Raw genomic sequence first — 23010 nt, forward strand, 5'->3', positions numbered from 1 at the left:
ACCTTCTTCAGAAGTTAGGGCAAGGACGATCAATTAGAAATATGACGTTCCACAGCCATCGGTTTTACCAGGATGCCATAACGCTCGTAACCCCGTTCATTCAACATCTCTCTGGCTACGGATTTGACTTTTTTACGAACATCTTGGTAATAGGATGCTGGACCGACGACTTGAATAATGATTTGTTCTTCCTCTTTGGTGAGACCGACCTTGATCTGAGGATATCCTTGTTGTGACAGTCTCTCATAAATCACCTCATGAACGGGCGGAGACGCTTCAACACGCTCTTCAGTAAAAGGCTTTTGAATCACGTACGACCCTATAGCGAGAAATAGCAAAAGCGCAACCACAGCGCTACCATACTTTAATGCTTTCTTTTTACTCTTCATCTTGGCTAACTGCTTCTCCACATTCACCTTGACCATTTGCCGCGTCTCTTCATCACATAGATTCAACAGGGAGTTAGTGAATTCTTCCTTCCAATGTACATCCTCTACTGTTTTATTCACCACGTGCACTGGAAGGTTCATAACCTCCCCCACTTGTTCCTGCTCAAGTTGGTGAACATAGGTAAGAGCGAGAATCAAACGCGTATATTCGTCCATTTGTAAAAAGGCATGAAGGCGTTCATCTTCTGTTGAAAACGCGCCTTCATCACCTGACTCAAGTATGGTGAACGATAATGTACTTTTATAGACAGATAACCCTTTTAACGTTTTTCCCGACTGAGCAAATTGATGAAGTACACGTTCCGTTACACGTGTAGCAACCTCGTAGTTCTTTACTTTTGTAAAAGCTAAAACAAAGATTTCGTTAAAATTGTTGTAAAATCCATCAAAATGGTGGTTATGTCGAGTTGCCATCTATTCGACCTCCTTCTCTACCACAGTTCCCTGGTTTTCATAGAATAAGCGAGGAAATCGGTCAAATCCAATGGCAAACTATAACCAGTTGTGGCAATTCGCACATTGCTGTTCACGCTGTTGCCTTTTCATTTTTTGACCGCAAACATGACACTCAATTACATCAGAAGCTTCGATAAAGACACGATCTCTTCGTAAAAACACGTCCCTAAACCCTTCCATATTTCGAACCACTATAAAAATCCCGATAGCTGCTATCAGAATGGTGATAAGCATCGCCATGTAAACACCTCCACCTCACTTACGTTCATCCACGGTTAAAGTTTCAATTTTATTCCATATATTGAAATTTCATTTATTACTTTTGGTCGCCCTCTACATACTTGATCATCTGATAGACTCCGGCCCCAGCTTGAAAGCATGCCGATCCAATAATTCCGGTTATATAAATCATTATGTACTTTATTTCTACCCTCAATGACAATACGATCAACCTTTAAAGCCATTTCATTTGTGCTTACCCTCTTCTCTTTCAACCGAATACCGTTAAACTCCTTTAAAAGTTCTAGAGTATCCCCGCCAGCATTCGAACTCAACTGACTTGCCTTCACTTCGTCTGCTTGTCTCTAATAAAATACCAAGGAAGCGAAAGATTCTGAGGGAGGATTGACTGATGAGAATAGATATAAATCAGGTTGTTTCATTTTTGCAACTTCGAGGATGGAATCCCCGTACCTTTGCAAGTCTTCGTACAATCCAACCAATTGATCCAGCTGCTGTTCTGTTACGGATTGATTTTCGGGGAGGTCGTTTATGTTTGCTCAATTTCTAAGGCCACTTGTGTGAAACGATAAAAGTCATGAGATAGATTGTGCGATATATGCTGTTCATATGTACGATTTTCTGTATTTTGATAGATTCCCGTCATTTTTCTTTCTATTAAGCTACTATGTCATTAATGTTGCTTTTGATACTCTCCTTCCAAAACCCCCATCAAAATCGAGTCATGATAGTCCCCATCATAAAACAATGCATCACGCACAATGCCCTCCTGCTTGAACCCGAGTTTTTGATAGGAACGAATTGCACGCTCGTTAAAGTCAAAGACATCAAGACCGATCCGATGCAAGTTTTGGATCTGGAAACCGAAGTCAATCATAAGCGACATCGCTTCTGTGCCAAATCCTTCTCCCAAGTAGTTTTCATCGAAAATGGAAATGCGGACAACAGCACTTCGGTTTTGCTGATCGATCTCAAGCATAGCAATATCTCCAATGACCTGATCGTTGTCCTGTGTTGCAATCACTAAATCAATTCGACTGGAATCAGATTGTGTAGATTCAAACCATTTCTGTACACCTTGTCGATTGAACACGGCTTGTGTTCCGGTTAACCGCCTTCCGTTTTGATCCCACAAGGCATGATGGTAAAAGTGATCTAGATCTCTTTCTTCAATGGGCCTTAAGTATAGTCTATTAGATTGCAAGAATTTAATGGGGTTCATCAATTCGTCTCCTTATTATTGTGAAATTCATAATGCGATTACCTATGATCATCTTCCCTAAGTGTTTCTAAAAATGCTTTCAGACTCTTTAGCTCATACGAGTGGTGAACGATACCTTCATCATTCAAAACAATATAAGTAGGCCCCTCATCACGAATATTTAAAAATTCTCCCTTCTTATCGGGTCCGTTTGGAGATGAGGAGGATACACTCACCTCTGTCATGTTGGTTCCTTCAATGAAACTTGAATAACTGCTCATATTTCCAGCACTGTCCTTTACTGCGTTGTAAACATAAAGGTGATATTCACCTTCATCCGCAGTCATTGGCCCAATTACTTCTTCCTTCTTATAAGGGATAACCGTTACCTTTTCAGCCACATACGTAGCAACTTCACTGGTCTGGTCAATAAACGCCTGCGCAGTTACTAGTTCTTCCTCGTAATCACCTTCGACAACAACCTGTAGTTTTTGTCCATTTGTTAGATCATTAAAGGCAGAAGCTTCGCCTTTTATGGCGGTTTCATCGTTGACTTCAATTCGAATCGCTTCAATTACTTTCTCACCATCTTCATAGTCATTCGTCTCTTGTTCTTTTTCCGTAAGTGTCGTACCGATTTCCAGGATAAACGTTCGCTCATCCTCTTTCACAAAGTAAGCTTTCCCATCAACTGTCGACGTTTGGTTGATACATCCAGAAAGAACGACAAGTAGAATTCCGAGCATCAGTCGCTTCATAAAAAAATCCTTTCTCATTTTTTATCCATCTGATGAAACGTGCTCTCTCATTGAACTAGCTTTGATGATCAAAAAATGAGGATTCGTCATCAAATAGCGATAGCCCTTTTCGTGAGCCTTCTTCATTTCTTCTTTGGGCTTCGGTTCGATCAAAGAGTCCATTCGAAACACTTTTGTCGTCTCATTGACAATATCCTGCATCGGCCTTCTATAAAAGCTTACATCAATTGTGATATTTGGCTTTTCCCACGTATCTGTCAAAAGAGAAGCCTCAAAATAATTCTCTGCGTTCATACGTGTAAAATCCATAAAGGGATGATGAACGGAGAACACCAGCGTACCTCCTTGGCGAAGAACACGGTTAAACTCCTGAAACGTTCGCCCCCAATTCTTGAGATAATGAAGCGTAAGCGAACTAACGATACAGTCGAAACTGTTATCTTCAAAAGGCAAAGGTTCCTGAAGATCATGAGTAAGAAAAGTGGCTTGATCGCCCAGGCTTTCCTTTGCAAAAGCAATCATTTCAGGACTCACATCAACTCCTGTCACTTCAGCCCCTCGGTTCAACAATTGCTCTGTGTACCACCCGGCAGAACACCCTGCATCCAAGACCTTTATTCCAACCATACTTTCAGGAAGGACCTCCATCATCGCTGGTCGTTCGTATAATGAGTTGAACGGACTGGCTTGATTGATATCGTGCTTATATGTAAGAGCGAGTTCGTTAAACGTTTGTTTTGTAGACCGTTTCATTTCATATCCTCCACCCAATTGTTATGAATCACTTTCTTATCATGGCTAGCTTGTTTGTCAGCCGTTACCACTATATAGTATCACACTGAATGGAGTTGAAGCTTTAGAAGGATACTTCTCCTATCTCTCTCAAAGAAAATACAAAACCGTATGATTCTTAAACATGAATCATACGGTTTTGTACAGTTAAAAGGAATTCTACTGTTGCCATTTATATAATCGTTTAATCGTTTCTAGTACTTTTTCATCGACGCGTTTATTCTTCATGCGATCTGGAGCATTCGTAACGGCAATAACATACAAATAGGGATGTTTACGGAAATCACCAAGCAACCCTAAGTCGATGATTGCCGTTTCTAGCCCTCCTGTCATATGGTTCAAATGATAAGAAGGAATCGTTTCGATAAAGTCTTGTTGACGGACGAGTCCGTTAATGACAGGTAAAAATAAATCAGGCTCCTCTTGGTACCCTACAAATAATGAATGCAATAAGCGGAACAAGTCCTTAACACTTCCTTTATTGTCAGGATTCCGTGGATCTTCTGTTATGGATATGTCAGGAAAATCAGCCTGCACTCTTTGATTTACAGAAACCCAGCCACCAATGAACTCGACAACAGCCTCAGCTACGACCGAATCATGACTCGCAATCATCACTTCCACAGCATCACGTAATGCAAGCGATTTGCGACCTTGTAGGTGCGGATATAACTCCTCACTATCTTCAAGAGGATTAAAGGAAATTTTGTTCACTTGATCATTCCAAGAGATATCCTTAGACTCCACAGATTTGGCTATGACATAACCTACGGCCAGTTTTGCTGTCGATGCTAGTGGGACTATTGTATCTTCACTAAGAGACGCGACGACCTCTTGTTCTTTTAACGAATAGACGATCGCTGCGGGATCACCATGTTCAATCTCAAGAAGTTTTCCTAAAACTTTACTCATTTATGATTCCTCCTGTTTACCATTTTTTCTTATTATATAGCAGACATTGGATATGCAAAAAGAAAAGGATTTGTTCAAACAAAAGCCAAATCTTAATGGCCGTTACTAAACAAGCATAGTCATAAAGGATATGTAAAACTCGGAATAGCCCCCAAAAGCATCGATAGGTTGAAGCAAACCATTCCAAAAGCAGTGAACATTACCCTCTAATATCACAGGTAATTTCAGGATATCACAAGCAAGCCGATCTTCGAAAATGAATACAGATCACGACATAACAAAGAGCCAGTCATTCCCACTGGCTCAGCTACTTTATATATCAACTTACCATCGATACACGCTTGCGCATGTTCCAGCTTCTGGTTCGTAATAACAGTGGTTTTTGTATTGTCCCGTAAACGGCTGGCCGTACCAGGTTGAAGGACAAGGTGCATAAGGATTGAAATACCAAAGAGCGTACTTAGCAGGATGATTTCTCCAGTATTTTAAATTCTTTTCTGCTAATCTTTTCTCTGCTTCCCTTGCTCTTCGGTAAAAGAGATTCCCTTTTTGCACAGCTTCGAATGAATAGTTGCCACCTTGAATTTGAAAAATGACTTCTGGAATCGTTCTTAAATCTCTAAAGTCGGAGCACTCTGCATTCGCCCGGTTCACAATCACATTTCCCACATACAACATCCCTTGTTTCCCTTCACCTTCGGCTTCCGCCCTCATCATTCTCGCCATCAGGTCAACGTCTGAACTCTTATATTTTACTCTTGGCATTTTTTCACCCCAAAAATAGTGTATGAGAAAGAAACACTTTGATGTCACTTTTCGTTCTCTTCGCTTAGACTTCTCGCATTTTTCTCAATAAAAAACCGCATCTGACATGCGGATTCTTAAAACGATATTCTTTTATAAGCCGCCGCCATCTTCGCGTTGTGCTCATCTGATCCATCTACATTGCCACTTTTGAAAATAGGAACTTCACATCCAGACTGGTGTAACTGCTTGATCGTCCTTGAGAATAGGTCCTGCAACAAGGCAGAGCCTAGAACAGTAGACATTGGAGAGAATGCTTGTTCGAGTCCTTCTAGCCGAAGGGTTGCATCTCCGACAGGAATAGGCAAGTCTAGTACATAATCTGTGACCTCCTCCAGCCGTTTGCCACTCGGATGCCTCGATGTTTGAGTATGAGCGTAATCGAGTGACGTAACACCTATGACGTCCGCACCTTTTTGCAAACAATAGAGGGCGGCATCAATGGGAGCTGGGTTTCGTCCAGAGATTGAAATGACAATCACGACATCCCCCTCTCGAATGTCTTCTTTCATTAGATAACTCTCTACAAATCCAGCCTTTCGCTCAAACGCACTAGAACATTGTCCGCCCTGGTGCAACATCAAAGGTTCGATGAGGATGGGCCTTACCGGAACAAGCCCACCTGCCCGGTAATAGGCATCTTGGGCAAGTAAGCTCGAATGACCGCAGCCGAACAAATGAATGATGCCTCCGCTTCCTAAACGATCAGCGATGAGTTGACTGAGGACGTTCAACCGTTCCTGTTCCTTTTCTTCCATTTCTTGCATCTTCTTTCTGACTTCATTTAAGTAACTCATATGTCCACCTCTATGACCGATAGATATCGCTGATGAACTTGTACCGATCAGCGCGATATGCCGATTTTACGACTTCAAACGGTGTCCCATCATTTAGCACACTATGACGCTCGATGTGCAAAACCGCTGATTGTGAAGCTACTTGCAAAAGCTCAGCCTGATCTGCGTCAGCGATGGTAGCTTCAATCATTTGTGTAGCCTTTTCGATTTTTAGTTCCAACTCTGCCTCCACGAAATGATAAAGCGATCCTTGCACCGTTTGTTCCGTCAATGTGGGAAGCAGATTCACAGGAACGAAGGTTGTTTCGATGGCCATCGGTACTTGATCAGCAAACCTGATCCGCTGCACCCGGTACACCTTTTCTTCGTCGTTTAAGTCGAGTTTCCTAGAAATTTCAGGTGGCGCTACGATGGTTTCGAATCCAAGCAGCCGGCTACTTGCTTTCATGCCACGCTGCTTCATATCCTCCGTGAAACTCGTCATGCCTTGCAGAGGCTGTTCAATCTTTTTCTCTGCGACAAAGGTACCTTTCCCTTTCTCACGATAGAGAAATCCATCATTCACCATATTCGACATCGCTTGCCTTACAGTCATCCTGCTTACATCATAATGCAAGGAGAGCTCTCGTTCTGATGGGATCATATCACCCGAGGCAAATTCCCCTCTATCCATACGTTGTTTCAGGTCCTCTTCAATTTGATAGTACATCGGCATGGGTGATTGTTTATTAACCAACATCCCTCACCCCTTCGTTTCGATTTGTTTATAAGCTTCTCTGTCGACAATCAAGGTCACATCGTCATGATGATTTAAGGCAGAAGCCGGGAACTCTTCATTAACGTCTCCACTAAGTAGGCGTTCAATGGCTGCCGCTTTCCGCTCGCCCGAAGCCAGAAGGACGATTTTCTTACTTTTTAAAATCGATCGGATTCCCATGGTAATCGCATAATTCGGGACTTTTTCAATTGATGAGAAAAAGCGAGCATTGGCTTCTCTTGTTGATGAGGCAAGTTCGACGATGTGTGTTTCACTTGAAAAAGAGCTTCCTGGCTCATTAAACCCGATATGACCGTTTTCACCTATCCCTAACAATTGTAAGTCAGGCGGCCCCATATTCTCAATGATTTGTTCATAGCGCACACACTCATTCTCCAAGTGGTTCGCTTTTCCATCGGGAATGTACGTGTTCGCTTGATCGATATTGACGTATTTGAAAAGGTGGTCTTGCATAAATACGCGATAACTTTGGGGGTGATCAGGTCCAAGGCCGGCATACTCATCTAAATTCAGTGTTCGTACCTTTTGGAAATCAACGCGTCCTTGTTCATATTCATTGATTAATTCTTTATAAGTGCCAAGGGGCGTGCTTCCTGTCGCTAACCCAAGAACAGAGGTTGGGTTCGACTGAATGTGTCTGGAAATAATGGAACACGCTCTTTCACTCAACTGCTCATAATTGTCAACCACCAAGACATTCATGATTCTCCTCCTCTTCCATCATAAGCGATCTCTCCACGACATAAGGTCAAAACGATCCGTCCTTCCTCGTTCATCAAAACGAGATCGGCATCTTTTCCTTCCGATATGCTTCCTTTACGATCATACACCCCGATCTGTTTCGCAGGGTTGGCGGAAGACATCAGAGCGATTTCAGACATTGAGGCGAGCGACTTCATCTTTCTCACTGCTTCATCAAGTGTTAATATGCTGCCCGCCAGCGTATGATCGATCAGTCTTGCTTCGCCATCTTTCACTACAACATCTTGACCTCCAAGGTCATATGTTCCTTCAGGTAAACATTTCGCTCTCATCGCGTCAGTAACGAGAATCGCTCGTTCCGGCCCTACATTTTGGAAAGCCAGCCGTACCGCTTCAGAGTGGCTATGGATATGATCGACAATCATTTCCACCATCAACTGTGGATTCATGAATGCAGCCCCTACAACCCCAGGCTCGCGATGATGGATTCCACTCATCTGGTTGTAGAGGTGTGTCACATGACGTGCACCATGTTCTACTGCTTCATTCGCCTGTTCAAACGTGGCATTTGTATGACCGATTGAACAAACCACTCCGCTTTCACTTATTTGAGAAATAAAAAGTATACCACCCTCTACTTCCGGCGCCATCGTTACGAGTCGTATGCAGTTATGACTCTCTTTTTGCCAATGTTGAAATTGTTCGACAGAAGGCTTCATGATATGGCCAGGATGTTGAGCCCCTGCTTTCTCAGGTGAGATGAACGGACCTTCCAAATGAATACCGATCACTTCTGCTTTTCCACTTGGGTTCACGATGTATTCTCCTACATTCTTGACGGCAAGGGAGATGTTTTCAAGCGACTGCGTCATCGTTGTTGCAAGAAAGCTTGTGGTTCCTTCCTCCGGTAGTTTGTCCGCTATTCCTTTTATAGCTTCCTGTGTGGCATCCATCACATCATGACCGTTTGCACCGTGAATATGAACATCGATGAAACCTGGGAGAAGAGTCATCCCCTCCCCGTCGATTACGGGACCTTCTTCCACCCAACTCCCTTTGATAACCTTCTCAATCACTCCGTTCTTAATGACTACGGTTCCGTTCGAAATCGTTTCTGATTCGGCTATGATGGTTATATTCGTGACTATCCATGAATTTTGCAATTGCGTTTCCTCCTTTCTTCCATCATTTAATCGTTATGACTCCTGTCTCTCCCTGTTGGAATGTACCTTCCTTCTCTAATTGGACTTCCTCTGCATCAATGTTTGTGAAGATGATCGGAGTCACTACAGATGGGGCATGCTTCATGACATAAGATAGGTCAACTTTGAGAATCGGCATACCTTGATGAACGGTTTGTCCATCTTTCACTAATGTTTCAAACCCTTCTCCTTTAAGCTGAACGGTATCAAGACCTACATGAATTAATATTTCAAGTCCGTTTTCCATCTCGATTCCAATCGCATGTTTCGTAGGAAAGACATTCACAATCTTGCCCTCCACCGGGGAGTGGAATGTCCCTTCTTCTGGATCAATCGCAAAACCTGGCCCCATCATGCCTTCTGCAAACACTTGATCCGTCACGTCAGATAACGGCATAACTCGTCCTCTTACTGGAAGAATGAATTCATCAGCTGTCATGGAGCGTGTAGCTGTTTTTGTATTCTCTTTGATAGGCTCATCTTGTTCTGGAGCACTCATGTCTCCTTGATCAATCCGCTTCTTCATCGCCTCTGCTACGAATTCAACAGACGTTCCGACAATGACTTGAAGGTTATTTTTGCCCATTTTCATAACGCCTCTCGCTCCGTTACGCTTCAGTGCAGCTTCATCGATTTGATCACGGTCGTTCATTTGTAAGCGAAGGCGAGTCGTACAATAATCCAATGTATCGATATTCTCAGGTCCACCTAAGGCCTTCACATACCGATAGGCTTTTGCATCATAATCGCCAGAAGTCGTTGAGGAACTTTCTTCTCCCATGACTTCTTCATCTTCTCTACCAGGAGTTTTCAAATCGAGTTTCACAATTAAGAAATAGAATACGACAAAATAGATGGCTCCCATCACTAAACCGATGACAATCAACATAAGCGGATTTTGTGCAATGTTGTAGTTAAGTAAGAAATCAATCAATCCAGCTGAAAATCCAAAACCGTGTTTAATATCGAACATGAACGCAACGATCATGGAGACGCCCGTCAATAATGCGTGCACGCCGTATAGGAGTGGTGATAAGAACATGAACGAAAACTCAATTGGTTCGGTAACACCTGTAATAAAAGATGTCAGCGCAATACTTAAGAACATACCGCCTACCGCTTTTTTCCGTTCTTTCTTCGCTGCTGCATACATTGCTAAACAAGCTCCAGGTAGACCGAACATCATAATCGGGAAGAAGCCTGCCAAGAAATAACCGGCAGCTGGGTCCCCGTTTAAGAAACGGTTGATTTCCCCGCGAACGACTTCTCCAGAAGCCGTCGTAAATGTACCAAAGTCAAACCAGATTAACGTATTCATGACATGGTGCAACCCTACAGGAATCAATAAGCGATTCAACACGCCATAAACACCGACGCCGAGTTCACCAGCATTTAAGATCCATTCCGCCGTCGCATTCAGGACGTATTGCGGATAAACCCATAAGTATCCAAATATAAAAGCGAGTCCGACCATCGTCGCTGAGGTAATAATCGGAACGAACCGTTTACCTCCGAAAAAGGATAAAAACTCTGGAAACTTCACATCATGGTACCGATTGTAAAGCATCCCTGCGACCACACCAGCAATCACACCGGCGAAGACGCCCATGTTAATATCCTCGTTTATGGCTTTAATCCCTTCGTCTAACACTAAAAATCCGATTGCTCCAGCTAAAGCCGCAGCTCCACTCCCATCCTTTGCAAATCCCATAGCGATCCCGATGGCAAAGATTAAGGCTAGATTCCCTAATATTCCATTTCCTGCCGCTGTCATAAAAGGAATATTCAACATATCTTCCATCCCTAATCGGACCAATAAAGCCGCAGCAGGTAAGGTCGCAATCGGAAACATCAATGATTTTCCTATCCGTTGTAAAAAGTTAAGCATAGCATAAAGCCTCCTCATTTCATTTATTGTAATCGTTTTCTGAAGTTATCTTAGCATCAATACATATAGTTGTCTATACCAGTACTTTAAATTTTTTTTCACGCAGAAAAGACCTCAATGCAGCGTGTAACATCAGGTCTTCTTCTGCTATGCTCGATTATTTATTCTCGACTTTATATTAATTGTCTTGATTATCTAAACGACAGCCAAAATCTTCTTTCAATCATTTTGTCAAAGACTGATCTTGAATAGCTTCCTTCACTCGCATAGAAAATGCCTCACCATCGATCAAGTTCTTCCCACCACCTTGCACAAAATCAGGTTTCCCCCCGCCCTTACCTTCAATAAGTGGCATCACGGATTTGGCAATAGCGTTCATGTTAAGGTCCAACTTTTTTCCTCGGGCAAGCACGAATTGAAGCTGGTCTTCTTGTTCACTGATCAACACCACACTTGCATGAGGGGCCTCTTCGACCACGGCTTTTCCTAACGATTGGAGCGCTTTAATGGAGCGACCTTTGAAAACTCGTTGAATCATCTTTTCTGCTTTTGATTGTTCAACCAGTTCACGCGCCTCATACTGAAGTAACTGCTCTTTTAGCTCAGCCATTTTTTTATCCTTTTCTTTACTAGCTCTGATGAGTTGATTCACTTCCTCAACTAGCTCCTCTTCAGGACGAGAGACGAGTTGCTTCAATCCCGTTAAGACACGATGACTACGATCGAATCTTGATAAAACTCGGTCACCAGCAAGGAATTCCAAACGTACTTGTTTCTTGCTTTTCGTCCACCCTAAGAATTTCACAGCAACGACTTCTCCTGTTGTACGTGGGTGCGTGCCGCCGCATCCGTTATAATCAATGTCTGGAATGATGACGAGGCGAACATCTCCCTCTACACTGAGCGGTTTTCGGAGAGGATAATGGTTCGCTTCTGAGACTGACATCCATTTTGTTTCAATAGGATGATTCAAACGAATCTCCTCATTCACTCTCTTCTCCACTTCTTTCAATAGTTCACCAGATAACTCTGTGGTATCCAGGTCGATCGTACTCGTCTCGTTGCCTAAATGAAAACTCGTCGTCGGAATTCCGTATGTGTCATGGAAAATAGCTGAGATCATGTGCTGGGCACTATGTTGTTGCATGTGATCGAATCGTACACCCCAATCGATGCTCCCATGTACTTCTGATGCTACAAGCGGGGAGGTGACATAATGACGCAGTTCACCATTCACCTCTTCCACATCTGTCACTTCACTACCGTTCAATCGACCCGTATCGTGAGGCTGTCCGCCGCCTGTCGGGTAAAAGGCCGTTTCCTCCAATACGACATAATGACGTCCTCTATCATCTTGCCCTTGTGTAACCATCGATGTCTCAAATTCATTGATATAAGGATCCTCATAAAATAACTTCCTCGTCACGATTTGTTCCTCCTATGTATGTGCTACTGATATCTTATCATTTTTCTAAAAGATGTTGCCCTACTATTCATGAGACTATCCGTTACGAATCCATTCTAATTCCACCATGGTTCACTCAATAGCCATGAACCGTAATAGGATGAGTGGTGGTGCTATCTTTTCCTATGAGAAAATCTCATCCATATCCAATAAAAACCGAAGACCGTAAATAGAATGACCACTAAGAAGTAAAGTCCAGATTCCCTCAAGTTCGTATTGTTCAATAATAATAAAACAACGAGCAAAACAAGAGCAATATTCCGAACCACTCTTTCCCTCACCTTTACCGGAACCTCTCTCCACTTACTCATCATCCACCTGTCTCCAATCGAGGTCTTGGTTATTAGCTAAAGCTTGGATGGTTTCAAGGTGATCTGTATCTGAAAGAATAGGGTATAGTGACACGTGATCCTCACCTATACTGACATATTGTCTTTCTATAGAGGTAAATCCCTCTTTAACGCGATCCTCAACTACAAATGTCAACGAGAAACGATTGATTCTATGTTCAGCACCAACTACTCTTTTATATGTTACATCCGATAAATCCTCCACGATCCGCTCAATCGTTCCTGGATTATCGATCGTCACTTCTCTTTCTAATCCGTCTACATCCGCCTGTACGTCATGCACCCCAATCGTCACCCGCTCAATTTCATTCTCCTCTAGATAGAGCTGTGAATAACTGTTTGAAAAGGTCGTGCTTCTGCTTTGATCAAACATCCAATAAGCACTGCATGAAACAAATACAAGAATCAAGACTATGGGGAACATTCTTTTTATAAACATTCTTAGTAACAGTGTTAATAGCAATAACACAAAGATGACGATCCAAATGACCACATTCTCACACTCCTTCACCATTTGTTTTCGTTAGAAATGAAAACCTTTTATTTTTAGGTAAGACAAAAGGGCTGAATCAGTTAAGTTCAGCCCCTGGATTGTTTTAACCTTTATTTTCTTCAACGGGATCATCGAATAAATCTGTGAATTTCGCCACGTTCTCGTAACTGAACTCGAACGCCATCCTCACTTCACCAAAGCCGGGTTGGAAAAAGTACCCCTGCACTTCGTAACTGCTTGGATTTTCTCTTACTTTCGTCAGGTGGAAATAGCGCTGGATGTATTGAGCCATCTCTTCTAGTTTTTTGTTCCGAACCTTGATCCATTGTTCTTTAAGCTCATCTGTCGGAAAGTCTGATTCTTTTAACATATCCTCACTCCTCTACGGAAATAGAAAACTCTGAATCTTCTATACAACCTATACTATAAGAGCTTTCATACATTTTCAACTTATTCTAAATCCTTTCTCATCCATCCCATACTAAGCTTGAAATGAATTCCCTCCTGTTTCGTTACTTATATATAGTCATACCCCTATTCAACTTATGACTAAACAGTGGGGATTTCAGGCAAGCTCTTGGTGTTGAAGGGAATCGCTGATCGTATCGATCTTTTTCGATAGTCGATATAGCCCCAAGGATAGAATGAGCATGGTTATCACACCTACTAAAACGGCGGCACGGATAGAACCAAACTGAGCAATCAAGCCGAGACCAATCACAGAACCAATGACAAAAAAGGATTCCAACCAGTCATAGACACTCCCAACTCGTCCCATAATGTCAGTTGGAATATAGTGTTGATAGAAGGTGAAGAATCCTGTGTTGGCAAAAGCCAAGGAAAAAGAGAGCAGGAAAACGCCGACCGCACCTGAAATGAAGCCACTAGAAGAGGCATAAATTAAGTATCCTATGGATAAGAACAGAGACCCGAAACCTATAAGACCCCGTATGGTGAGAGCACGATTGATCCACGTCTGTATAAGAGCTCCTAACATAATGCCACCTCCTGCAATGCTCACGAGAAATCCATACTCGGTGTTCGTCAAACCTAACATTTCTTTCGAAAAAGCCGCTTCTAAAGAATCTACAGCAGCTGTCAACACAATCAATAAACTGAAAAGGCTATAAAGGACCATGGTTAGAATATGCTTTCGACTAAATTGGCTTACAACTTGCCAATCACCTCTGATTTCTTCAATCGAAAACCCGCCCCACTTTTCTTCCGGATTCGACACTTTTGGTAGAAGCATCGTAAGAAATGCTGATAAAAGGAACGTGAACCCATTTGTGTAAATGGCGATCCATGGTGAACCGATCCAGAAAAGGACACCGGCTATTCCAGGGCCGATCAAAAAACCTCCAGAATCAACGAGGCTTCTTAGTGCATTGAACCGGATCCGCCCCTCTTCAGGAAAGATTTTGGTCATATACACCATTGACGTTGGCTTGAACACGGCACTTGCCATGTTCACAAACAAGACCAGGCTATACATGAGAATCAAGGACGATGAGACAAATGGTAAAATGATGATAAGTGCTCCGCGGAAGAGATCAAGCATCATTAGCAATTGCCTTTGGTTCAGACGATCAATCAAACTACCAGACCACAAATTCGTCAGAAGCGCTGCCAGCGGTTTTAAAATATATAGAACAGCTACAGCAAACGGTGACCCTGTCATATCAAGCACGATTAAGTTAAGGGAAATCAAATAAATCCAATCCCCGATGTTCGATAGCCCTAAATTAAATAACAGTAATTTCAACGCACACACCCCTTTTTCAGACGTTTATAAAACTCTCTAAAAATACAAAAAAGGACCTCACCCCCAAGACGTTAAGTCTTGAGGACGAGATCCTTTCGCGGTGCCACCCCAGTTTGTTCATATGTCGCCATACCAACCTTGTCAGGTACGCCAAATCCACTTTGGTTATACCCTAGCTCAATAACGGGAGCTCCCGTCGCACCATCCCTCGGTCAAGTTCCTGTGCGCCGCTCAGAGGCTTGGTTCAGTAAGGACATCTTTGCTCTTTTTCAGCGTTCAGAGCTCTCTGTGAAGGATGTGACTCACCTACTCTTCTCGTCCATGCGTTTCAATATTGTCTTTATTATCCATAAAATGGGCAGGTCTGTAAATGTTTTTTTAAAAATTACGGTGATATTTCCAATCACAGAACCCTATATGAATAGTTAAGAAACTCTTTTACTATCTAAAACAAACCCTCGTCACTGCCACTCCAACATTTCCATCCGATTTCCAAACGGGTCATACACGTAAATACGGTTTGCCCCCGGTAAGTTATCGTCTTCAATAAACGCATATTCTTTATCTCTCAAATGACCTTTCAGTGCCTCTAAATCTTTAATTCTAAAAGCCGGATGCGCTTTCTTCGCAGGAGTGAATGGTTCTTCGATTCCGATATGGATTTGATAATGTCCGAACCTGAACCAGACGCCACCACGTTTCCTCAGTAGTGCGGGTTTTTCGATTTCTTCTAACCCTAGAACACCTGTAAAAAAGGCTCTCGCTTCCTCTTCAGATCCTTTCGGTGCAGCTAGCTGAATGTGATCAATGGCTTCAAATTGATACGTCATTCTTATCCCTCTTCTCTTAATTTTTTATGTTCACTAAACAAAATATTTTAAAGAACACACGCTTACACTCCAAACGTATTTCCGCCGTTCACCTGAATATTCTGCCCTGTAATAAAGCCCGCTTCATCACGACATAAAAAAGCAACCTGTGCTGCGATATCTTCTGGTTTACCAAGACGATTCAGTGGCACTCCGCTTATGTAACCTTGTGCACTTTCCTCTGTCACTTCACCGTGCCTCTCAACGGGGATGAATCCAGGATGTACGGTGTTGACCGTGATTCCAAAACCGCCGAGCTCGGTGGCCCAAGAACGTGTCATGCCTATCACGGCGGATTTTGCTGTTACGTAATTCGAAAACTCTGCATTTCCTATTTCGACGACTTCACTTCCAATCGTGATAATGCGCCCCCATTGATTATGCTTCATTTTCTCCATGACGGTTTTCGTCAACAAAAGAGGCGCTTTGACTGTAAAGTGAAGCTGATCGAGATAGTCCTGCCACGTCACTTCCTTTAAAGACAATTCTGGTTGGGGACCTGAGGCGTTATTAATGATGATGTCTACTGACTGTTCGAAATAACCCTCTGTTTCCGCAACCAACTTCCGAACCCCTTCTTCATCCGTTACGCTCGCCTGAATCGCCACGGCCTCTCCTCCACCCGCTACAATCTCGCGTACAATCTCCTCTGCTTGCTGCCGGCTGGAATGATAATTGACGACGACTTTCACGCCATCTTTTGCAAGGCGGATTGCAATCGCCTTGCCCAATCCTCTAGAACTACCTGTAACAATCGCTACTCTTGTCATCTTCCCACGTCCTTTCTATTCTCGATTGTTTAGAACTCTGTTCATAATTGTCTACATCCAGAATAAACGATTGTGGAAAAAAAATGAAACGTTCCCCTCCTCCTAAACGTCTATATTTACTAAGGGAGGGAAGGATGATTGCTGAAAAGAATAACACCACTTTTATTTTTGGGTTTCTTACTGATTGGATGTAGCGGTAATTCACAGGCGACAGATACATATGTATTACAAAACAACGAATTGAACACACTGCTCGAATCACTCGAGTACACACCTAAGACACCTTCTGAATTTCCCTTTAAACTTGAGTCCGTTGATTCTGATATTGACCCATTTAATGGACAATTGAATATCCATATTCGTAATGAGGATCACGGAGTCATTGATGTATTCATCGTAGAGGGACCTGTCGAATACAAAGGTGAGAAGATGGGAACGACCGAGACGACAAATGGAAAAGAGATTGATTATGTAACGCGAGAGTCTGAACAAAAGGCACGTTGGCAAGAGAAAGGGATTCACTACCAGATTTCCTCCCTGTCTTTTGAAGGCCAGAGACCCTTAACAGATAAGGAGTTTTTCTCGATAATCGATCACTTTGAATAAAATAGAACCCAAGATCCTACAGGTGCAGGATCTTGGGTTCTACTTCAAATAACATGTCCCTCTTTTACGAAAATACCGAAATCCAAATGACCTAAAGAAAGTTTATCCAGATGCCACCACCATTGCTCGATCGGAATCTCATTCTTATCTGATAAGCTAAAGTCATACACCCCTTCGATTTTGTCAACAATTGTTTGAGCGTTTTCTGCAAGATATAAGTCGATGGAAGCAAGCGTAATCGCCTCATCAAACGTTAGCTCCTGTTGAATGTCGAAGATTTCCGTGCGCTCTTGTAACAACTGCAACTGCTCGAATGAATTCGCTCCTTGGTTCATTAATTTATCGCCGTATTTCTCAAGCGTTTCTTTATGAACACTCATCTGGATCCCCCTCGCGACTAGCTTTCTTATTCTTGATTATAACTTCCACCTCAGAGGTTTTCCTTTTTCAATCGGCTTCCGCTGAGAATTGTATTTTTTCATGCATTTATTAAAGGGGGCTGGATCATAACGTACCTTTGAGCCCGGCATAATAATGCGCTATGATTTTCGAACGACCTTCAAACGCAGACTATCCATCATGCGTAGCGTAATCAATGGATTTGGGATAATCTCTTTTTTGTCGATGACGCTGAAACGATAACGTTGTATGACACTTGCTAAAATAAGCATAGCCTCAAGCATCGCAAAGTGTTGGCCTATGCAAACACGATTACCACCTCCGAATGGAAAGTAGAATTCCTGTTTAAACAAATCACCTTCAAAGCGTTCTGGTTGAAAGGCATTCGGTGATTCCACAAAATCAGGATGACGGTGCATGACATAAGGGCTAATCATAACCGTATCCCCTGGTTTCAAGTATTGATCACCAATTGACACATGATCAACTGCTCGTCTTCCAAATAACCAAACGGGAGGATACAATCTCATACTTTCCTGCAACACCCTCTTTGTAAAAGGTAACTGATGAACATCTTCATATGTCAACATACGACTATCATAAACCTTACATATTTCTGCTTCCACTTTTTCATAAATATCGGGATGTCGAGTAAGCAGGTGCAGCGTCCATGCTAATGCCGTCGCTGTTGTTTCATGCCCTGCTAAAAGGATTGTCATGACTTCATCCTTCAATTGCTCTCTACTCATTTTTTCGTCCTTTTCATTCACTGCTTGCATGAGTACACCTAGGAGATCTTCACGCTTTTCCTCTTCTATCTCTCTTCCTTTTATAATCTCTAAGACCACATCATTTAAATCGTTTACCGATTGCTGAAAAACCAAGTTTTCTTTTGTACGCCATGATCCTGGCGTTTTGATTATGGAGCGAATGCGCTTTGTTGCAATTGCCATCACTTTTTCTAATGAATCTCCCACCCTCTTCTGACCATCTTTCACATCCATTGAAAACATTGTATTTGTAATCATAACGAGCGCCAATTCCATCATGTCCTCAGACACATTTCGAACGCCTTCATCCTCCCACTTTTTCAAGTATTGAAGAATCCCCTCAGACATTTGTTGACTGTACTCTTTAATGTGACGAGGTGTGAAAGAGGGCTGAATGATGTTACGTTGCTTATGGTGAAGATCGTCCTCACTAAGCAATAATCCACTTCCCAACAAGGGCTCCAGCTCTTGAAAAGGTTTGGATTTATGGAAGTGTGTCGATTTTGTAATGAGTACCTCTTTGGTCAAATCAGGGTGTAATAATAGGAAAATCCGCTTTCGACCTAACCTAAATTGAACGATTGACTCATTGTAGTCCGTGAGTGATTGTAGAAAAGCAAGAGGATCACCTCGAAATACAGATAGATGACCGATTGGGGAACGACTTCTTAAGCGATACATAACCGAACTCACTCCTTTACTTTCTAAACAAAATATTAGAGCATTCTCGCATTTATTCATAAAAGTAACGGATACAATTCGTTTCACTCAATCGCGTATATTTCATAGATTCAATATCCTGACTGAATCATTCAATCCTGATATACTAAACCTATAGACTGGAAAAACTAGGAGGACTGAACATGGAGAACTGGTTTCATAATTTCACTTCTATGCAAACCGCTTTGACAAATGGCAAAACGACATCGAAGAAGTTGGCGATGGAATACTTGAATCGAATAGCGAATTATGATCAGAAAGGACCGAACATCAATGCTGTCATGGAGATCAACCCTGATGCTCTACATATCGCGGAAGCCTTAGATAATGAGAGGAAGCAGAAGGGTTCCCGCGGACCTATGCACGGTATTCCGGTCATAGTCAAAGATAATATCGACACGGGGGATAAGATGCATACAACCGCAGGGTCTGTTGCATTGAAGGATCATTATGCAAAAGAAGATGCCTTCGTTGTTAAGCAGTTGCGAAAAGCAGGAGCTGTCATTATAGGCAAAGCAAACTTGACTGAGTGGGCGAATTTCATGACGGAAGGAATGACGAATGGATACAGTTCTCATGGAGGACAAGTGCTCAACCCTTATGGTCCTGGTACATTTGACGTCGGAGGATCAAGTTCAGGATCGGCTGCAGCCGTTGCTTCTCTATTCGCTGCAGGAGCCGTTGGTACGGAAACGAATGGCTCCATTCTAAGCCCAGCCAGCCGTAATTCCGTTGTAGGATTGAAGCCGACAGTTGGATTAATCAGCAGAAGCGGAATTATTCCGATTTCCCATAGTCAAGATACAGCAGGACCCATCACCCGCACTGTATATGACGCTGCTCTCTTATTAGAAGCACTTGTAGGCGTAGATCCAAAAGATTCCGCTACAGAAACAAGTCCTCTACATTTTGCCAACACCTACTTATCATCCTTAAATACGTATGCGCTTCAAGGTTCACGTATAGGAGTAGAACGAGCGTTCATCAATGATTTGAGCGAAGAAGAAAAAGCTGTTTTCGATCATGCGCTTGATGACTTAAAGGAACAAGGGGCAGAGATTGTAGAGATCACTCTTCCTAACCGCGAGCGCGAATCGAGTGTCATGTTCCATGAATTCAAAAATGGCTTGAACGCCTACTTATCTAGGTGTGAGCCTCATCTGCCCGTCCATTCATTAAAGGAATTGATCAACTATAATTGGAGCCATAAGGAGATCGCTTTGAAGTATGACCAAACACTTCTTCTCCAGTCAGAAGAAACGAGTGGAGACTTGACCGATTCGACTTATCTGCTCGACCGTTTGGAAGATATACGAACGGCTCAAACGGAAGGAATAGATAGCTTGATGAAAGAACACCAATTGGATGCACTAGTGTCTCCGAACGAACTCGGATCAAACCTGCCCGCTATCGCTGGATATCCTTCGATTACAGTGCCTGCTGGATATACTGAAACGAATCGACAGCCTGTAGGCTTGACCTTAACAAGCAGCGCTTTCCAAGAAGCCAAATTACTTTCACTCGCCTACCATTACGAACAAACTCGTTCTGTAGAACACCACATTCCATATTTCGAATAAGCAGAAAGCCAGCCCGAATAGAGGCTGGCTTTTATCATTTCTGCGTTCTTAGTCCTTTTACTTATGACCAGATTAATGGGGAGAAAAGAAATCAGCCATGTAACGTTTTTCAATTTTGCTTCAGCGATTGCCATCGGATCGATTACAGGTACCGTTGTTCTTACACCAACGCTTAACCTGGGTATAGGCCTCTATACTCTGGCAGGTTGGTCAGCTCTCACCATCTTAATAGGTGTAATCGATAGCAAATCCAAAACAGCTCGTAACCTACTTGAAGGCCAACCAGTCATTGTGATCAAACAAGTCGAAATCATGGAAGAAGCGATGCGTCATGTTCGTACCTGAAACAGTGTATCAAAATACTATCCCGACAGAAGTGATCTCAGATGGAAGGGTAAATAAAGCGAATTTAAATGATCTGAATTTGACGATGGACTGGCTTCGACAACAACTCAAACAAGCAAGTGTTACCTCAATTTCGGATATCTTCTACACTGAAGTCGGAAAAGATGGCTCACTCTATATCGATGATCAACAAGATTTTGTACATTAAACAAAAAGAGCCTGCCATTTTTGTGCCAGGCTCTCTTACCATTGAATTATGTTCATACCAAACGACCTACTGTTGGGTGTATATCGAAACAGAGCCACCGTTCACGTAGAAATTTCCCCAACCATCTTGGTTGATGACAATCTCGTCAGCGCGGTTTCCAGTTGAGTCGATCCACGTTTCGCCGGCATTCCTTTTTCCAACATACATCCACTTATTCCCCCCAGGACCATCTGTGATGAGTGTAGCCAAACCAGAATCCCTATGGCTAGTATCCCCTTCACGTGTCCATCCAATTATATCCCAATGATCAATATAATCGTGTTGTGGACCATAGGCATCATTTTTCCTTGCCTTCAGTATGGGATCCAACTTATTTTGCAAGGCCGGGATTTCATAGGATGTATCTCCACTAGTTCCATAATAATCCCCGTAAAAGAGAGCAGGATAACCTTCTGAACGCGTCAATGTGAAGGCATAAGCCATGGGTTTGAACCATGGTTGAACCGTCGATTCTAAAGCCTGACCAGGCTGAGAATCGTGATTTTCAACAATTGTCACAGCTTTGGTCGGCTGGCTTTTAACAAGTGTGCCGTCAAGTAAGTTTCTCATATCATAATTTCCTCCACTGTTAGAAGCCTGTTGGAAATTATAATGGAGCGGCACATCAAATGCAGAGTGAGTTCCTCCTGTTTTCGTAAGGTAGTTTTCAATCGCGCCTAAATCATTTTGCCAATACTCAGCTACCGTAAACATTTCTTTTCCTGTATCATTCCGAACTGACGTTACCCAGTCTTCTAAATAGGAATGTTTAATGTGTTTAACAGCATCTAAACGAAAACCGTCTAAATTCAGCTCATTCGCATACCAGGTTCCCCATTCCTTCATTTCGTTCTGTACCTCAGGGTGATCGAAGTCAACATCAGCATACATTAAGTAATCATAATTTCCATACTCACTTGCAACTTCCCAGTCCCAAGCTTTACCTATCCCTCTAAACTTATAAATATTACTCTCCTGACTAGACTCATCCCAATCAGTCCCATCGAAGTGGTACCATTCCCAGTCGAAACTCGAGTATTGATTACTTCTTCCCGGAAAATTAAACCCCGTCCAAGCCTCTATCTGATATTCACCTGATGTTTCATAGTTTCGATTATTACGGTCAACTTGAACAGCTGTTACAGCTTGTGTATAGTCCGCACCACCTTTGTGATTCATGACCACATCACCATAAACCTGTATTCCATTTTGATGAAGGCTACTGATTGCATTTTGCAATTCTTGTTTCGTACCATATTTCGTTCGCGTCGTTCCTTTTTGATCAAATTCACCCAGATCATACAAATCATAAGCACCATACCCAACATCGTTTTGCTGAGTACCCTTAAAGGCTGGCGGAATCCAGACGGCTGAAATTCCGATATCATTCAAATGCGGTGCATCGTTATTCAGTCGGTCCCAATGTTTTCCGTCATTCGGCAAATACCATTCAAAATACTGCATCAACGTGCCATTAGTATTCGCATAAGCTTGAATAGGTGTAAACGGTAAAAGGAACATGAGTAACGTTACGACTAGTAAAATCCTTTTTCTCCAATTCAAATCAAGAATCCCCCTTTTATGAAAGCGTTTGCATTGCTTTCACTACTACCTTAACACACCTTAGAGGCTGATTTATCTATCCTGTCCAA

Annotated in this window: 25 protein-coding genes and 1 other annotated feature; of the genes, 4 read left to right on the plus strand and 21 right to left on the minus strand. The window is 42.5% G+C overall.

Annotated features, from left to right (window positions below; translation table 11 throughout):
- Positions 1 to 29 precede the first annotated feature (29 nt).
- From H0266_RS04705 to H0266_RS04790, 18 genes are all read right to left on the minus strand, one after another.
- Complete coding sequence (locus H0266_RS04705) at positions 30 to 863, minus strand: hypothetical protein (protein WP_181471210.1); 834 nt, start codon at positions 861 to 863, stop codon at positions 30 to 32.
- A gap of 78 nt (positions 864 to 941) precedes the next feature.
- Entirely contained in the window at positions 942 to 1145 is a 204-nt protein-coding gene (locus H0266_RS04710; protein ID WP_181471211.1) for a hypothetical protein, read from the minus strand.
- A gap of 673 nt (positions 1146 to 1818) precedes the next feature.
- Positions 1819 to 2367 carry a GNAT family N-acetyltransferase gene (locus H0266_RS04715; protein WP_181471212.1) on the minus strand — a complete coding sequence of 183 codons (549 nt, stop codon included), beginning with the start codon at positions 2365 to 2367 and terminating at the stop codon, positions 1819 to 1821.
- A gap of 38 nt (positions 2368 to 2405) precedes the next feature.
- On the minus strand, positions 2406 to 3104 hold the full coding sequence (locus H0266_RS04720) for a hypothetical protein (protein ID WP_181471213.1): 699 nt from the start codon (positions 3102 to 3104) through the stop codon (positions 2406 to 2408).
- 21 nt (positions 3105 to 3125) lie between these two features.
- Positions 3126 to 3857: a class I SAM-dependent methyltransferase gene (locus tag H0266_RS04725; RefSeq protein WP_181471214.1), complete on the minus strand. Its 732-nt coding sequence runs from the start codon at positions 3855 to 3857 to the stop codon at positions 3126 to 3128.
- 198 nt (positions 3858 to 4055) lie between these two features.
- Complete coding sequence (locus H0266_RS04730; protein WP_181471215.1) at positions 4056 to 4808, minus strand: serine hydrolase; 753 nt, start codon at positions 4806 to 4808, stop codon at positions 4056 to 4058.
- Between the two features lie 324 nt (positions 4809 to 5132).
- Positions 5133 to 5573, minus strand: coding sequence for a cell wall hydrolase (locus H0266_RS04735; RefSeq protein WP_181471216.1), 441 nt, complete (start codon positions 5571 to 5573; stop codon positions 5133 to 5135).
- Positions 5574 to 5689: 116 nt separating this feature from the next.
- Positions 5690 to 6409: an SIS domain-containing protein gene (locus H0266_RS04740; RefSeq protein ID WP_181471217.1), complete on the minus strand. Its 720-nt coding sequence runs from the start codon at positions 6407 to 6409 to the stop codon at positions 5690 to 5692.
- 10 nt (positions 6410 to 6419) lie between these two features.
- Positions 6420 to 7145: a GntR family transcriptional regulator gene (locus H0266_RS04745; protein ID WP_181471218.1), complete on the minus strand. Its 726-nt coding sequence runs from the start codon at positions 7143 to 7145 to the stop codon at positions 6420 to 6422.
- Between the two features lie 6 nt (positions 7146 to 7151).
- A complete protein-coding gene (gene nagB, locus H0266_RS04750; RefSeq protein ID WP_181471219.1) occupies positions 7152 to 7889 on the minus strand; it encodes a glucosamine-6-phosphate deaminase in 738 nt (245 codons plus the stop codon).
- Entirely contained in the window at positions 7886 to 9052 is a 1167-nt protein-coding gene (gene nagA, locus H0266_RS04755; protein ID WP_181471220.1) for an N-acetylglucosamine-6-phosphate deacetylase, read from the minus strand. The genes nagB and nagA overlap by 4 nt, the downstream gene beginning before the upstream one ends.
- Positions 9053 to 9074: 22 nt before the next feature.
- Complete coding sequence (gene nagE, locus H0266_RS04760; RefSeq protein WP_181471221.1) at positions 9075 to 10979, minus strand: N-acetylglucosamine-specific PTS transporter subunit IIBC; 1905 nt, start codon at positions 10977 to 10979, stop codon at positions 9075 to 9077.
- A gap of 223 nt (positions 10980 to 11202) precedes the next feature.
- On the minus strand, positions 11203 to 12405 hold the full coding sequence (locus H0266_RS04765; RefSeq protein ID WP_343063208.1) for an alanyl-tRNA editing protein: 1203 nt from the start codon (positions 12403 to 12405) through the stop codon (positions 11203 to 11205).
- A gap of 342 nt (positions 12406 to 12747) precedes the next feature.
- On the minus strand, positions 12748 to 13287 hold the full coding sequence (locus tag H0266_RS04770; protein ID WP_181471222.1) for a hypothetical protein: 540 nt from the start codon (positions 13285 to 13287) through the stop codon (positions 12748 to 12750).
- 103 nt (positions 13288 to 13390) lie between these two features.
- Positions 13391 to 13657, minus strand: coding sequence for a hypothetical protein (locus H0266_RS04775; protein ID WP_181471223.1), 267 nt, complete (start codon positions 13655 to 13657; stop codon positions 13391 to 13393).
- 195 nt (positions 13658 to 13852) lie between these two features.
- Positions 13853 to 15052, minus strand: coding sequence for an MFS transporter (locus tag H0266_RS04780; protein ID WP_220127111.1), 1200 nt, complete (start codon positions 15050 to 15052; stop codon positions 13853 to 13855).
- A 77-nt stretch (positions 15053 to 15129) separates the two neighbouring features.
- Positions 15130 to 15383, minus strand: a binding site (T-box leader).
- Between the two features lie 130 nt (positions 15384 to 15513).
- On the minus strand, positions 15514 to 15882 hold the full coding sequence (locus tag H0266_RS04785; RefSeq protein WP_181471225.1) for a VOC family protein: 369 nt from the start codon (positions 15880 to 15882) through the stop codon (positions 15514 to 15516).
- A 62-nt stretch (positions 15883 to 15944) separates the two neighbouring features.
- Positions 15945 to 16691 carry an SDR family NAD(P)-dependent oxidoreductase gene (locus H0266_RS04790; RefSeq protein WP_181471226.1) on the minus strand — a complete coding sequence of 249 codons (747 nt, stop codon included), beginning with the start codon at positions 16689 to 16691 and terminating at the stop codon, positions 15945 to 15947.
- Between the two features lie 138 nt (positions 16692 to 16829).
- Here H0266_RS04790 and H0266_RS04795 point away from each other — a divergent pair, with 138 nt between their 5' ends.
- A complete protein-coding gene (locus H0266_RS04795) occupies positions 16830 to 17297 on the plus strand; it encodes a hypothetical protein (RefSeq protein ID WP_181471227.1) in 468 nt (155 codons plus the stop codon).
- Positions 17298 to 17341: 44 nt separating this feature from the next.
- Here the strand turns inward: H0266_RS04795 and H0266_RS04800 are convergent, their stop codons facing one another.
- Together H0266_RS04800 and H0266_RS04805 are read right to left on the minus strand one after the other, a co-directional pair.
- The gene (locus H0266_RS04800) at positions 17342 to 17677 is read right to left on the minus strand and encodes a hypothetical protein (protein ID WP_181471228.1); all 336 of its coding nucleotides are present in this window, start codon (positions 17675 to 17677) and stop codon (positions 17342 to 17344) included.
- 159 nt (positions 17678 to 17836) lie between these two features.
- Entirely contained in the window at positions 17837 to 19147 is a 1311-nt protein-coding gene (locus tag H0266_RS04805) for a cytochrome P450 (protein WP_181471229.1), read from the minus strand.
- A gap of 182 nt (positions 19148 to 19329) precedes the next feature.
- On the opposite strand from H0266_RS04805, the gene H0266_RS04810 reads away from it, so the two are divergent.
- The 3 genes from H0266_RS04810 (at position 19330) to H0266_RS19425 (ending at position 21319) form a co-directional block, all read left to right on the plus strand.
- A complete protein-coding gene (locus tag H0266_RS04810) occupies positions 19330 to 20766 on the plus strand; it encodes an amidase family protein (RefSeq protein ID WP_181471230.1) in 1437 nt (478 codons plus the stop codon).
- 63 nt (positions 20767 to 20829) lie between these two features.
- A complete protein-coding gene (locus H0266_RS19420; protein WP_246363621.1) occupies positions 20830 to 21111 on the plus strand; it encodes a DUF421 domain-containing protein in 282 nt (93 codons plus the stop codon).
- A complete protein-coding gene (locus H0266_RS19425; RefSeq protein ID WP_246363624.1) occupies positions 21098 to 21319 on the plus strand; it encodes a YetF domain-containing protein in 222 nt (73 codons plus the stop codon). The genes H0266_RS19420 and H0266_RS19425 overlap by 14 nt, the downstream gene beginning before the upstream one ends.
- A gap of 66 nt (positions 21320 to 21385) precedes the next feature.
- Here H0266_RS19425 and amyS read toward each other — a convergent pair whose 3' ends face one another.
- Complete coding sequence (gene amyS / locus H0266_RS04820) at positions 21386 to 22921, minus strand: alpha-amylase (RefSeq protein ID WP_281374210.1); 1536 nt, start codon at positions 22919 to 22921, stop codon at positions 21386 to 21388.
- Positions 22922 to 23010: the final 89 nt, after the last annotated feature.

Source organism: Halobacillus locisalis, assembly GCF_013694105.1.
GTDB classification, from domain to species: domain Bacteria; phylum Bacillota; class Bacilli; order Bacillales; family Halobacillaceae; genus Halobacillus; species Halobacillus locisalis.

Coding starts and splice junctions, on each gene's coding strand:
- H0266_RS04705 (WP_181471210.1), bottom strand. CDS start 863: ATGGCAACTCGACATAACCACCATTTTGATGGATTTTACAACAATTTT.
- H0266_RS04710 (WP_181471211.1), bottom strand. CDS start 1,145: ATGGCGATGCTTATCACCATTCTGATAGCAGCTATCGGGATTTTTATA.
- H0266_RS04715 (WP_181471212.1), bottom strand. CDS start 2,367: ATGAACCCCATTAAATTCTTGCAATCTAATAGACTATACTTAAGGCCC.
- H0266_RS04720 (WP_181471213.1), bottom strand. CDS start 3,104: ATGAAGCGACTGATGCTCGGAATTCTACTTGTCGTTCTTTCTGGATGT.
- H0266_RS04725 (WP_181471214.1), bottom strand. CDS start 3,857: ATGAAACGGTCTACAAAACAAACGTTTAACGAACTCGCTCTTACATAT.
- H0266_RS04730 (WP_181471215.1), bottom strand. CDS start 4,808: ATGAGTAAAGTTTTAGGAAAACTTCTTGAGATTGAACATGGTGATCCC.
- H0266_RS04735 (WP_181471216.1), bottom strand. CDS start 5,573: ATGCCAAGAGTAAAATATAAGAGTTCAGACGTTGACCTGATGGCGAGA.
- H0266_RS04740 (WP_181471217.1), bottom strand. CDS start 6,409: ATGAGTTACTTAAATGAAGTCAGAAAGAAGATGCAAGAAATGGAAGAA.
- nagB (WP_181471219.1), bottom strand. CDS start 7,889: ATGAATGTCTTGGTGGTTGACAATTATGAGCAGTTGAGTGAAAGAGCG.
- nagE (WP_181471221.1), bottom strand. CDS start 10,979: ATGCTTAACTTTTTACAACGGATAGGAAAATCATTGATGTTTCCGATT.
- H0266_RS04775 (WP_181471223.1), bottom strand. CDS start 13,657: ATGTTAAAAGAATCAGACTTTCCGACAGATGAGCTTAAAGAACAATGG.
- H0266_RS04785 (WP_181471225.1), bottom strand. CDS start 15,882: ATGACGTATCAATTTGAAGCCATTGATCACATTCAGCTAGCTGCACCG.
- H0266_RS04790 (WP_181471226.1), bottom strand. CDS start 16,691: ATGACAAGAGTAGCGATTGTTACAGGTAGTTCTAGAGGATTGGGCAAG.
- H0266_RS04800 (WP_181471228.1), bottom strand. CDS start 17,677: ATGAGTGTTCATAAAGAAACGCTTGAGAAATACGGCGATAAATTAATG.
- H0266_RS04805 (WP_181471229.1), bottom strand. CDS start 19,147: ATGTATCGCTTAAGAAGTCGTTCCCCAATCGGTCATCTATCTGTATTT.
- H0266_RS04810 (WP_181471230.1), top strand. CDS start 19,330: ATGGAGAACTGGTTTCATAATTTCACTTCTATGCAAACCGCTTTGACA.
- H0266_RS19420 (WP_246363621.1), top strand. CDS start 20,830: ATGACCAGATTAATGGGGAGAAAAGAAATCAGCCATGTAACGTTTTTC.
- H0266_RS19425 (WP_246363624.1), top strand. CDS start 21,098: ATGTTCGTACCTGAAACAGTGTATCAAAATACTATCCCGACAGAAGTG.